Source organism: Parabacteroides gordonii MS-1 = DSM 23371 (assembly GCF_000969825.1).
GTDB classification, from domain to species: Bacteria; Bacteroidota; Bacteroidia; order Bacteroidales; family Tannerellaceae; genus Parabacteroides; species Parabacteroides gordonii.
On sequence record NZ_KQ033921.1, the window covers coordinates 19,200 to 32,271 of the forward strand.

The window sequence follows — 13,072 nt, forward strand, 5'->3', positions numbered from 1 at the left end:
TATATACATTTGTAGATGCTATCTTAATAACAATTTAATAGGTGAGTTATGGAATATAGACAATTAGGTGGTTCGGGACTGTATGTTCCCGTACTCTGTTTAGGTACTGCTACTTTTGGAGGGACAAATGGTTTCGAAGGATGGGGACATACCCAGGTGGAGGAAGCCAGACGAATGATAAACATGTGCCTGGATGCCGGTGTAAACTTATTTGATACGGCAGACGTTTATTCCGGCGGATTATCAGAAGAAATCTTAGGAAAAGCAATGGAAGGACTTCGGAATAAACTACTTATTTCGACAAAAGCTACATTCAATCTGAATCCGGAAAGCCGCAATGCAATGGGCTCTTCCCGCTTCCACTTGATCAATGCTTGCGAGGCTAGTCTGAAAAGACTGAATACCGATCATATCGATATATATCACATGCATGGATTTGATGCAAACACGCCTGTAGAAGAAACACTCCGTGCTTTGGACGACTTAATCACAGCGGGTAAGGTACGATATATCGCCTGTTCCAATTTCTCCGGCTGGCATCTGATGAAAGCATTATCTGTTTCCGAACGGTATGGCTGGAGTCGTTATGTGGCGCACCAGGTTCATTATTCTTTGCTTAACAGGGAATATGAATGGGAATTGATGCCGCTCGGTATCGACCAGAAAGTAGGTTCTATCATCTGGAGTCCATTATCAGCAGGCCGTTTGGGAGGTAAATACAGACGTAACAATCCTATTCCTGCGGATGGACGTGTAGCACGTGGCGGAAGCCCGATCCCGGATGAAGCGACTTCATACGAACGTCTGTATAATATAATGGATGTATTAGAAGAGGTGGCAGCAGAGACGGGACATAGTATAGCACAATGTGCATTAAACTGGTTATTGCAACGCCCGACCGTTTCCAGCCTTATTATCGGAGCAAGTACGGAAGAGCAATTAAAACAAAACCTGGAAGCTGTCGGATGGAATTTAACACCGGAGCAGATAAAACGCCTGGATGATGTGAGCCAGGTTACTTCTATCTATCCATATTGGCATCAGGCACAATTTCCATTTCTAAACGCACAGCTTCAGTTTTAAAGGAAATAGATAAGAATGAAAAAGCGGAGATCCGAGTAGAATCTCCGCTTTTATTTTATAAGGGTAAAGTTTTTCTCTACCCTATATTGCATATCAAACCATTATGCTTCTTCTTCAACACCCCACTGCTGTTTAGCCAGACGCTTGTAGTTATTAAGTCTCCACTTAGCGTTGCTTTCGGCAGCTTTGAACAATTCGTCAGCTTCAGCCGGGAACTGTTTAGCCAGAGAAGAGAAACGAACCTCACCTTTCAGGAAGTCCTGGAATTTAGCCCAATCCGGTTCTTTGCTATCCAAAGTGAACGGATTCTTTCCTTCTTCTTCCAATGCCGGGTTGTAACGCCACAGGTGCCAGTAACCGCATGCAACTGCATCCGCTTCTTCCTGCTGGCTCTTACCCATACCTTTTCTCAAACCGTGGTTGATACAGGGTGAGTAAGCGATGATCAATGAAGGACCGTCATAAGCTTCAGCTTCACGGATAGCCTTCAATGTCTGAGCCTGGTCAGCACCCATTGCGATCTGAGCCACATATACGTAACCGTAAGTAGTAGCCATCAGACCCAGGTCTTTTTTACGGATTCTCTTACCTGAAGCAGCAAACTTAGCGATTGCACCTACCGGAGTAGCCTTAGAAGACTGACCTCCTGTATTTGAATACACTTCAGTATCCAGAACCAGGATGTTAACATTCTTACCGGAAGCGATCACATGATCCAAACCACCGTAACCGATATCGTAAGAAGCACCGTCACCACCAATGATCCACTGTGAACGTTTCACCAGGAAGTGAGAAAGTTCCTTGATCTGTGCGCTGAGCGGACAGCCGTGAGTGATACCTTCTTCAGCAATAGCCAATACCTGAGGTGCCAATTCTTTTGTCTTGTCGGCATCGTTCTGGTTTTCAACCCAAGCTTTAAGTACTTCCTTAGCTTCAGCAGGCGCGTTGTCGGCTGCGATAATTGCGTTCATCGCATTTGTCAGGCGGGCACGCATCTTTTCGTTAGCCAATTCCATACCCAAACCGAATTCGCAGAAGTCTTCAAACAATGAGTTAGCCCAAGCAGGACCCTGTCCCTTATCGTTTGTAGTATACGGAGTTGAAGGAACTGAACCGGAATAGATAGAAGAACAACCTGTTGCGTTAGCAACCATTTCACGGTCACCGAACAACTGAGTTACCAACTTCACATACGGAGTTTCGCCACAACCGGAGCAAGCACCTGAGAACTCAAACAACGGAGTTGCGAACTGAGAATTCTTCACGTTAGCTTTAACGTCTACCAAGTGTTGTTTGCTTGAAACCTTTTCAACGCAATAGTCCCACTTAGGAGCTTCAGCCAACTGAGTTTCCAGAGCAGCCATCTTCAGCGCTTTACCACCCTTCTTCGGATTACCCGGACAAACATCGGCACAGTTACCACAACCCAGACAGTCGAGAACGTCTACCTGAATACGGAACTGCATTCCGTCAAACTGCTTTCCTGTAGCTTTCAATGAGTCACTGAAAGGAGCACCAGCCTGTTCTGTCGTATCCAATACAAACGGACGGATAGAAGCGTGAGGACAAACATAAGCACACTTGTTACACTGGATACAGTTGTCTGCTTCCCAAACAGGAACGAAGGCAGCTACACCACGTTTTTCGTATTTGGCAGTTCCCTGATGCCATGTACCGTCTTCAATGCCTTCGAATGCAGAAACCTTCAACAAGTCGCCATCCTGAGCATTAATAGGACGAACTACTTCATTGATGAAAGCAGGATCGTTGTTTGCTACAACTTCATCGTCCGGCAGATTAGCCCAACTCGGATCAATTGTCAGTTGAGTATATTCACCACCGCGATCAACGGCTGCATAGTTCTTATTAACTACATCTTCACCTTTCTTACCGTAAGACTTTACGATGAATTTCTTCATCTGTTCAATAGCCAGGTCTACAGGAATTACACCTGTGATACGGAAGAATGCAGACTGAAGGATTGTATTGGTACGGTTACCCAAACCAATTTCCAATGCGATCTGTGTTGCATTGATATAGTAAACAGTAATGTTTTTCTGAGCGAAATAACGTTTTACTTTGTTCGGCAGGTGTTTAGCCAGTTCTTCACCGTTCCATACAGTGTTCAGCAGGAATGTACCGTTTTCACGCAAACCGCGGGTTACGTCGTACATACGCAGGTAAGCCTGAACGTGGCAAGCAACGAAATTCGGAGTATTTACCAAATAAGTAGAACGGATCGGATGATCACCGAAACGCAGGTGAGAACAAGTGAAACCACCAGACTTCTTAGAGTCGTAAGAGAAATATGCCTGGCAATATTTGTTTGTGTTGTCACCGATGATCTTTACAGAGTTCTTGTTAGCACCAACCGTACCGTCAGCACCTAATCCGTAGAACTTAGCTTCGAACATACCTTCGCCACCCAAAGCGATTTCTTCTTTCTGAGGCAAAGAAGTGAATGTAACATCGTCTACGATACCCAGTGTGAACTGGTTCTTCGGCATCGGTAATGCCAGGTTTTCGTAAACTGAAAGGATCTGAGCAGGAGTAGTATCCTTAGAACCCAAACCATAACGGCCACCTACGATAACCGGAGCATTTTCCGTTCCGTAGTAGCAGTCTTTAACATCCAGATACAACGGTTCGCCTGTTGCACCCGGTTCTTTTGTTCTGTCAAGAACTGCAATACGTTTTGCAGTCTTAGGAACAGCAGCCAGGAAGTGCTTTGCAGAGAACGGACGATACAAGTGAACAGAAACCAAACCAACCTTTTCACCCTGAGCTGTCAGGTGGTCGATTGCTTCACGGGCTGCTTCCGTTACAGAACCCATTGCAATAATTACGCGTTCTGCATCTTCTGCTCCGTAATAATCGAACAAACCATACTTACGGCCTGTGATCTTGGAGATTTCGTTCATATATTCTTCTACGATAGCAGGCACTGCATCATAGTATTTGTTAGAAGATTCTCTGTGCTGGAAGAAGTGATCCGGGTTTTCAGCCATACCACGAGCTTCCGGTTTTTCCGGATTCAATGCACGTGCACGGAATTCAGCCAGCGCTTTCTGGTCGATCAGCGGAGCCAGATCGTCATTTTCCAATGCTTCGATCTTCTGGATTTCGTGTGATGTACGGAAACCGTCGAAGAAGTTCACGAAAGGAACGCGAGACTTGATAGTAGCCAGGTGAGCCACACCGGACAAGTCCATAACTTCCTGAACAGAACCTTCTGCCAACATTGCGAAACCTGTCTGACGGGCAGACATAACATCCTGATGATCACCGAAGATACACAAAGCATGAGATGCCAGTGTACGGGCAGATACATGGAATACGCAAGGAAGCAACTCACCGGCAATCTTGTACATGTTAGGGATCATCAGCAACAATCCCTGAGAAGCTGTGTAAGTTGAAGTCAGGGCACCGGCCTGCAAAGATCCGTGAACTGCACCTGCAGCACCACCTTCTGATTGCATTTCCTGTACCAAAACTGTTTCACCGAAAATGTTTTTACGTCCGGCGGCAGCCCATTCGTCTACATATTCTGCCATAGTAGACGACGGAGTGATGGGGTAAATAGCGGCTACTTCGCTGAACATATATGAAATATGAGCAGCAGCCTGATTACCATCACAGGTCAAAAATTTCTTCTGTTTTGTCATAGACTCTTACTATTAGTATTTAAAAATAATTTCTTAGTATAAAAAGCCAAAAAGCCAAAGCGGGATCATGTTGCCATCACCTACTTCAACCTTGTCTACAGCGTAGTATAAATCGGGATTGTTTTTCACTTTCATACTTTCCTCTATCCTGAAATTATACTTTTCATTAACCAGAAAGTGTGCGTTCTTTATTCCTTCGTTCAGTTTATTGTCTTTCAAAAGCTGGTTATAGAAAAAAGATTCGCGCACCGCTTGCACATTTACCTCCATAGGGCGAATGGGGTACATCAGATTCGAATTATACATATATACGGTAGATGGTTTTTTCGGAAACGATTCGCCTACCGGATACAGCATATTCATCAAACGGGCATCGGTCAGATATTTAATGTAATTCATCACTGTCGCCCGTGATGTTTCAATATCTTTACTCAACTGGCTGACATTAGGCGTACAAGGTGCGCTGATAGCCAGCAGATACAGTAATTTACGGAGTTTCGGAAGATAGCTCTGTTCGATTTGCTTAATGTAAAGGACATCCACTTCCAGCATCATATTCATTGTCTTCAACAGGTTCTCGGAAAAATTCCGTTTCTCCAGAAAGAAAGGATAAAAACCATGATGCAGGTAATCCTGAAAATAAGCCATTGGTTTTGCAACCGAACAAATACCTTTCGCAATCTCCTGGTGGTTCTCAATCACTTCATCAAACGTATAGGCAGGAAAACTATTTCCGGACATCAGATTCAGAAACTCACGGAATGAAAAACCACGCAGATTGTATGAAACGACTTTACCCGACAGATCGGGATTTTCCTCTTTCAACCGCATAACGGACGAACCGGAAAAGATGATCTTCAGATCTTCAAAATTATCATAACAATAGCGTAATTCCTTTGACCATCCGGAATATTTGAACACCTGGTCAATCAACAGAACCTTCCCTCCTTTTGCTCTGAATTCAGCAGCAAAATCGACTAACGTACGTTCCGTAAAATAAAAATGATTCAGATTTATATACAGGCACTCTTTATTATCAGCACCAAAGTATTCGCGGGCATAATCCAGTAAAAAAGTGGTTTTACCCACTCCGCGGGAACCTTTGATTCCGATCAACCGGTCGCCCCAGTTAATCTCATCCATCAGCCCTCTGCGCACCGGCGCATGCAAATGTTCTACAAGGTATTTATGTGTTTTAAAGAATGCTTCCACCTCACTGTCTTACTATATAGGCCACAAAGATAGAAATTATCCTCAACTTTGCAATACCGACATAGCAATTTTATTTTCAGTTGACAATCCAAAGTTGGCAAAGCGTATTGACGTTTGAGAAATTGGAGTTGGCAGTTAACGGTTTTATTTAGTTTGTAACCGTTAACTGTCAACGTTCCTTATATCTGATTAATCAATAATGCTGACCCAACCGTATGTATCAGGTTCGTCACCGTATTGGATACCACGCAATTTGTTATACAATTTCTCGCAAACAGATCCGGGTTTACCGTCTTTGGCTATCACATACGATTTATTGATATCCAAATCATCGATCTGTGAGATCGGAGCGATTACTGCCGCTGTACCGCATTCTGCCGCTTCATCAAAAGTAGCTATCTCTTCCACCGGAACAGGACGACGCTCAACCGTCAGCCCCATATCTTCAGCCAACTGCTGCAAGCTCTTGTTTGTAATAGAAGGCAGGATTGAATGGGATTGCGGAGTGATGTAACTGTTTCCACGAATACCGAAGAAGTTAGCCGGGCCACATTCGTCCAGATATTTCTTTTCTTTCGGATCTAAATACAAAACAGCTGCATATCCCTGTTCTTTTGCTTTTTCACCGGCAACGAGACTGGCTGCATAGTTACCACCCACTTTGATCGTACCGGTTCCCTGAGGTGCTGCACGGTCATATTCGCGCATGATACAAACCTTTGACGGCTGGAAGCCTCCTTTGAAATAAGGGCCTACCGGAGTTACAAAGATCATGAACATATATTCGGGAGCCGGCTTAACGCCTACTTGTGCACCCAGACCGATCATCAACGGACGGATATAAAGAGCTGCACCGCTTTCGTAAGGCGGAACAAAACGTTCATTCAGTTTTACGACCTTGCGAACAGCTTCTTCAAATCTTTCGAGAGGAAGTTCGGCCATCTTGATACCACGGCTGGAAGCCTGCATACGCTTGCCGTTTTCATCCATACGGAACACGCGGATCTTTCCGTCTTTTCCTCTGAAAGCCTTCAGACCTTCAAACGATTCCTGTCCGTAATGCAGACAAGTTGCTGCCATATGAATATTGATGATCTCAGAAGAGCTTACTTCCAACTCACCCCATTTACCATCACGATAGTAACACCGTACATTGTAGTCTGTCTTCATATAACCGAATGCCAGATCAGACCAATTAATATTTTCCATATCTTGTCGTAATTAGATTATGAACGCAAAAGTAAGCTATTTCGGATGATAATTGTTACTTTTGCAGCAAAAATAATTAAAATATGAAAGTCATCGATTTGATAAACGGCAGTAAAACGACTGCTTTCTCATTTGAAATACTTCCGCCCTTGAAAGGGAACAGCATACAGAAAGTGTACAATGTGATTGATAAACTGAAAGAGTTCGATCCTAAATACATTAATATAACCTCCCATCACAGCGAATACATCTATAAGACACTTCCCGATGGTAGTTTCCAGAAGGTAAATATCCGGAAACGTCCGGGATCGGTTGCCATTGCTTCCGCTATCCAGAATAAGTATGGCATTCCGGCTGTACCGCATATTATATGTAAGGGGTTTACAAAAGATGAAACGGAATATGCGCTGATCGACCTTAACTTTCTGGGTGTTTACGACCTGCTTTTACTTCGTGGAGATGTAAAGACATTGGAAGCCGGACAAAATACAGAAATGTATCACGAACATGCCACAGACTTACAGGAGCAGGTTAACAATTTCAATAAAGGAATAGCAGTGGACGGATCAACTTTTGAAGCCAATGAAACGCCGTTCTCTTACGGAATGGCTTGTTATCCGGAAAAGCACGAAGAGGCTCCGAATATGGATTCCGATATCTTCTACCTGAAAGAGAAAGTAAAAAACGGAGCTGATTACCTGGTTACCCAAATGTTCTTCGATAACGAAAAATATTATTCATTTGTAGACCGTTGCCGTGCGGAAGGTATCACCGTACCGATCATTCCGGGTATTAAGCCGGTCGTATTCAAAAACCAATTGACGGTATTACCAAAGATATTCCGCTCCGACATACCCGAACCGTTTGCAACCGAACTTCGCAAATGTAAAAATGATGACGAGGTAAAAGCAGTCGGTGTGGAATGGTGTGTCCAACAATGTAAAGACTTAATCGCTCATGGCGTTCCGAGCTTACATTTTTACACTATGATGGCTACGGACAGTGTTTATAAGGTGGCAAAAGAAATTTATTAAAATATAAAAAGGAAAGAAACAGTAAAAACGAGTTTCTTTCCTTTTTAATTAACTAAGTAACATCTAAACAACTAGAACTTTATTATTTCAAGTTTCACTGGCCCGATCAGTCCCGTTTTCTGTAAAGGAGAATCAGGTTGATAATCGTTTATTCCAGCCCATGTTTCCCGTTGTTCTTTCGGCAAGTTCTTATCACCTATCATACGGTTGACCCAAGTATTGACCACATCAATACGAAGTGTATTCTTTCCCTGTTTCAACGCAGAAGATATATCCACACTATACGGCATTGTCCATGCTCCACCCACATATTGTTCGTTAATCCATACTTTTGCCAATTTGTTAACTTCGCCAAGATCCAGATAAACTTTTTCGCCTTTGGATAAAGGACGGTCAAAATTGAAAGTAGTCGTATAAAGCATATTCCCGGAGAAATATTTGATACTGTCATTGGCTGACTTTGATAAATCCTGAAGTTCTTCCAGACGTATCGGAGCCGGATTCGATAATTTGCCATTGAATGTGATATTCCATCCACCTTTCAGTTCAGAGAATGTTACAGGATCAGGGAAATTCTTTGTTCCGGGAGTTGGGTTACCCTTCTCACGGAATACTATAAAACCGCTTTCATATCCATGTAATGTAACTGGCACAGTCGTACCTGTTGCATCTGAAGTAAACTCGGTCAGATCACGTATATTTCCTGTTATAGGATCAAATAATTCAGGACGCAAACCTTTTACCCGGAACTTAAGAGCAGCCTTTTGTGTAGACTCACTTTGATTGGAGATAAAATAGATTTCCGTATTATCCATTTTACGATGTCCGAAAAGGAAAGGTACACCTGCAGGTATTTTACAGTCCTCTGTACATCCGATCTTTGAGAAAACCTCTTCCAATCCTACTCCGTTAAAGAGCATACCTTTTCCTACTTTTGCCGAAGTGGAATTTTTACCGTCAACATCTTTCCACAACTCCATAGCCATCGCCTTTACCTGCTCATCTGCCTGAGGTTGATTCTGAAGACTGGGTGAATGCGTCGGAGGCGTACCTAAAACAATTGCTCCATCCATAACCAATTGTTTGATTTTATTCAGGACTTCCGGACGCATCGTATTTATACGGGGCAAAACCAATACACGATAAGCCGTTCCATGCGGTAATGTAATCAAACCGTCTTTCACTTGTGCATCACGCAGCAAAACTTCCGCATTGATATAATCGAACTGATACCCAACGGGCAGAGCCGGATCCTGAATACCTGTCATCTTAGGAACATCTTCACCTATAAAATAAGCGACATCCGCTATATTAAGCCCTTGTCGAAGCATGTAATTACAACGCTTGACATAATCGATAAATAGATCAATGTGAGAATACCAAGTGTTTGTCCGATAAAATTCAGTACCAAACCACGCATTTGTCCCCGGATATCGATCTGAATCCGGTTGCTGAATAAATACATGCAATAAGGTATTATTTATTCCTTCCGAAAAATATTTATCAGTACGTTGTTTTGCATCAGCGGGTACACGCGAGAAAGCGGGGCCACCACTGGTATTTGATTCGGCAGAGACCAAGTTCTTGCCATAAATATGTGCACAAGATGAAGCGGCACGATTCTCAATATTTCCCAGATTATTCTCCCAGGAAGGAACCACATTAGGTAACCAATACTCACCTCCTACTTCATCAGATTGTCCGCCATACATCAGAAACTCCGCAGGAAATCCCCAATGTCCATAGTTTTCAAGCCAGGTTCTCAGACCGTGCTGATGGGAAAGTTCCCTGAAACCTCCAACATATTCATAAGCAATCTTATCAGCTACCAGACGTCTCATATCCCATAAAAACTTATCTGATTGGGACTGGCTACCAACTACCTGACCAAAGTAAGCCGGTATGAACGGCAGTGCATCATACCCGTAACGTTCTTTAAAACTTTTCAGGAAACCATCCGTAAAGTTCTGACCTCCGGACTCATAACTATCCTGCACTACGACTTTAAAGGTCTTGCGGTCTTCAGCCGGAATACGTTTTAATATCTTCCCGATAAATGCATCAAAATGGCTGGCCACATGCTTTTTATTAATCTTATCTACTTCCAGGCCTGTTCCATCCGGGCCGGCCGGATTGTTGGTGACTGTCGTCGAAGTCATTCCGGTTCTCGACACCGTCCACTCTCCTTCAGGCACCTCCCATGTCAATGTTCCGTCTGCTGTCATACAAGCAGAAATGTCCAAAACATCTTTCGGATCAATATTCAATGAGGTATCTGAAATCTCAGGCTGGTCACGCCACATATAATAATCCCACTGAGGAAGAGGATCCTGGAACATTTTAGCAAATGTTTTTGCAGCATAATTCTCGATCCGGGGAACAGAAGATAGTTCTACTTCCGCAATGCCTCCTTCCTGGTGGCTGTTCTTTACCAACAAACGAAACTCATTTGCAGTCGTTTCGTCAAGCGTCATAACAATCGGGGCAAATGGTTGGAAACCGACGATAACGGCCAGATGATGCCAGTCAATAACAAAACTGGAAAGCGTACGATAAGTATTTCCTTTTTTTGCCTGTAATTCGATCGTTTCATTAATATTCGAATGCGAAGGATAAATTGTCAGACTACGAGCAGTAAACTCTTTCCGGGTCTTTATATCGATACTATAATCTACATTCTGCGGAAGACGCACATCAGATAAACGATCGCCGTCAAACATCTTTTCCACTTGTTTTAATGTCGGTGAAATAGATATCTGGGCATTAGATGAGTTCAAAACCATCTGCTTTGACGACGACGATGGATAAGCGATCACTTTCACATCCTGAAAATCAGCTTTCGGTTTCTCCAGTTTAACAACCACTTTCTGTGGCCCTTTCACTGTCAGATCCGAATGTGTCAAATAACGCATCGACTCACTTGGTTTTATCCAGGGGCCGCCAGCCTGTGTCCATCCCGGAGAATTAAACAGACCTATTTCAATATTTAATTCTGCTGCCTTCTTCAAAGCCGTATGCAAAATATCCCACCACTCGTCACTCATCAGCCGGACATTTCGTCCGCCTTCATAAGGGTCAAAATAATTATGTCCGATAAACGCCCGGTTAATGCCGACACGCTTCATTTCTTCCAGGTCTTTTATAACTCCTTCCTTGGATATATTGCCACACATCCAATACCAATACACACTTGTCTGGACACTTTCAGGAGGAGAGAGAAACTCTGATTCCAGTTTTGAATTATTGACTTTAGATCCGGAACAGGACATAGCCAATAATGCAAAAACTATTATATTTAAATATCTTTTCATGGTTCACTTTATTAATTAGCAAGCTCTTTATCAGGTGTCAGACACCTGATAAAGAGCTTTGATCTTATTTAAAAATAAGGACTTAAGGCAGCTTCTGCAGCAGGCAAAGCATATAGCAATGGAATATTAGTATATGCTGCGGGAGAAACCGTATAACCTTGCGGGAAATAATAAGCCTGAGGATTCGCTTTCACACGTTGGCCATAAGCCTTCATCACAGACTCAGCATTACCACTGCGAACCAAATCCAGCCATCTTTTATTTTCAAAAGCCAGCTCCACACGTCTTTCTTTTAAAATAGCTTCACGAATTGCACTCTGTCCGGATGCCGTACAATCTACCAGGCCGGCACGTTGTCTCACCTGATTCAAATAATTCAATGCTTCACCTGTCTTATTCTGTTCATTTGCCGCTTCAGCTAAAAACAACAGTGTTTCAGCATAACGATATACAGGCCAGTTATCATTGGTGTTACCAGATAAAGCATGTGCATGGCAATATTTCTTAATATAAGGGTACGGCTCGGCATTAGCAATCAGCGTACCGACAGATGCATCCTTTCTTAAATCACCCGGTTCATAAGCTGCGATAATATCCGGTGTCGGAATATTATACCCTTCGACCGTACGAGCGGATTCCGCTATACCAGTAATCGCTGTAATTTCTTCTGCCGAGATAGGTTGAGGCAAGAATGTATAGAAAAAGAAGCTGGCATAACCTTCCGTTCCCTCCTTATATTGAATCTCAAATATAGATTCTTTATGATTCTTATTGGAGGTTTCATAAACCTGATGATAATCCGACAAAAGCTCATATCCGGTCACTTCTTTCAATATCGCTTCAGCTTCCGACCATTTCTTCAAATTAATATACACATTTCCCAACAGCATTTTAGCAGCTCCCGATGTTGCACGTCCTCCTTCCTGACTTGCTTTATCTGGTAATAAATTTGCAGCTTGTTGAGCATCCGAAATAATCTGGTTATAAACATCTTCCACTGAAGACAAAGGTAAAGATGTCTCTTCCAAAGTCTTTACCGGCGTCAGATGCAAAGGCACGCTACCAAAATACTGAACCAGGTCTAAGTAAGCAAAAGCCCGCAAGAAATAAGCCTGACCTTTAATATTATTTTTTGCACTTTCGTCGAACTCAATGCCATCGATCGGTTCCAATAAATGATTTACCCGGGAAATTACCGAATAGTTGGATGCCCATTTATTTAAAGGGACTCTATTATCTGCCTGTTCGATAAAATCCTTTATATATTCAGCCTGGGTCGTTCCACGGTCATTCGGATTAAACTTATAGGTCGTATTATCAGACCGTAACTCACCCATAGCCCATGCCCCTTCATTTCCGCTATACATCCCACGTAATGGAGCATAAGCACCATTAATCGCTTGCTCAAAGTCACTCTGACTTTTATAATAGATTGCAGAGCTTAGTGTCGTTTCCGACGGTATGTCCAGAAAATCATTCGTACAACTACTTAGTAAGAAAGTAATTCCCAGAAACGTTATATACTTACATATTTTCATAACAAAAAGACTTATTCGTT

Annotated in this window: 7 protein-coding genes; 2 read left to right on the forward strand and 5 right to left on the reverse strand. The window is 42.9% G+C overall.

Going from position 1 to position 13,072, the window contains the following annotated elements:
- The first annotated feature begins 48 nt into the window (after positions 1–48).
- Positions 49–1,083, forward strand: coding sequence for an aldo/keto reductase (locus HMPREF1536_RS24435; protein ID WP_028728653.1), 1,035 nt, complete (start codon positions 49–51; stop codon positions 1,081–1,083).
- Between the two features lie 101 nt (positions 1,084–1,184).
- On the opposite strand, the gene nifJ is transcribed toward HMPREF1536_RS24435, so the two are convergent.
- The 3 genes from nifJ to HMPREF1536_RS24450 form a co-directional block, all read right to left on the reverse strand.
- Positions 1,185–4,748 carry a pyruvate:ferredoxin (flavodoxin) oxidoreductase gene (nifJ, locus tag HMPREF1536_RS24440; protein WP_028728654.1) on the reverse strand — a complete coding sequence of 1,188 codons (3,564 nt, stop codon included), beginning with the start codon at positions 4,746–4,748 and terminating at the stop codon, positions 1,185–1,187.
- Between the two features lie 33 nt (positions 4,749–4,781).
- Positions 4,782–5,960: an ATP-binding protein gene (locus tag HMPREF1536_RS24445; RefSeq protein WP_028728655.1), complete on the reverse strand. Its 1,179-nt coding sequence runs from the start codon at positions 5,958–5,960 to the stop codon at positions 4,782–4,784.
- A gap of 189 nt (positions 5,961–6,149) precedes the next feature.
- Positions 6,150–7,169, reverse strand: coding sequence for a branched-chain amino acid aminotransferase (locus HMPREF1536_RS24450; RefSeq protein WP_028728656.1), 1,020 nt, complete (start codon positions 7,167–7,169; stop codon positions 6,150–6,152).
- An 83-nt stretch (positions 7,170–7,252) separates the two neighbouring features.
- Here HMPREF1536_RS24450 and metF point away from each other — a divergent pair, with 83 nt between their 5' ends.
- The gene (gene metF, locus HMPREF1536_RS24455) at positions 7,253–8,203 is read left to right on the forward strand and encodes a methylenetetrahydrofolate reductase [NAD(P)H] (RefSeq protein ID WP_028728657.1); all 951 of its coding nucleotides are present in this window, start codon (positions 7,253–7,255) and stop codon (positions 8,201–8,203) included.
- A 71-nt stretch (positions 8,204–8,274) separates the two neighbouring features.
- On the opposite strand, the gene HMPREF1536_RS24460 is transcribed toward metF, so the two are convergent.
- Together HMPREF1536_RS24460 and HMPREF1536_RS24465 are read right to left on the reverse strand one after the other, a co-directional pair.
- Positions 8,275–11,514, reverse strand: a complete 3,240-nt coding sequence (locus HMPREF1536_RS24460) for a glycosyl hydrolase (protein WP_028728658.1) — start codon at positions 11,512–11,514, stop codon at positions 8,275–8,277.
- A gap of 68 nt (positions 11,515–11,582) precedes the next feature.
- Entirely contained in the window at positions 11,583–13,052 is a 1,470-nt protein-coding gene (locus HMPREF1536_RS24465; protein WP_028728659.1) for a RagB/SusD family nutrient uptake outer membrane protein, read from the reverse strand.
- Positions 13,053–13,072 lie beyond the last annotated feature (20 nt).

What these genes read in the sequence shown, in the direction of transcription:
- HMPREF1536_RS24435 (WP_028728653.1), top strand. Translation starts at nt 49, where the DNA reads ATGGAATATAGACAATTAGGTGGTTCGGGACTGTATGTTCCCGTACTC.
- nifJ (WP_028728654.1), bottom strand. Translation starts at nt 4,748, where the DNA reads ATGACAAAACAGAAGAAATTTTTGACCTGTGATGGTAATCAGGCTGCT.
- HMPREF1536_RS24450 (WP_028728656.1), bottom strand. Translation starts at nt 7,169, where the DNA reads ATGGAAAATATTAATTGGTCTGATCTGGCATTCGGTTATATGAAGACA.
- metF (WP_028728657.1), top strand. Translation starts at nt 7,253, where the DNA reads ATGAAAGTCATCGATTTGATAAACGGCAGTAAAACGACTGCTTTCTCA.
- HMPREF1536_RS24460 (WP_028728658.1), bottom strand. Translation starts at nt 11,514, where the DNA reads ATGAAAAGATATTTAAATATAATAGTTTTTGCATTATTGGCTATGTCC.
- HMPREF1536_RS24465 (WP_028728659.1), bottom strand. Translation starts at nt 13,052, where the DNA reads ATGAAAATATGTAAGTATATAACGTTTCTGGGAATTACTTTCTTACTA.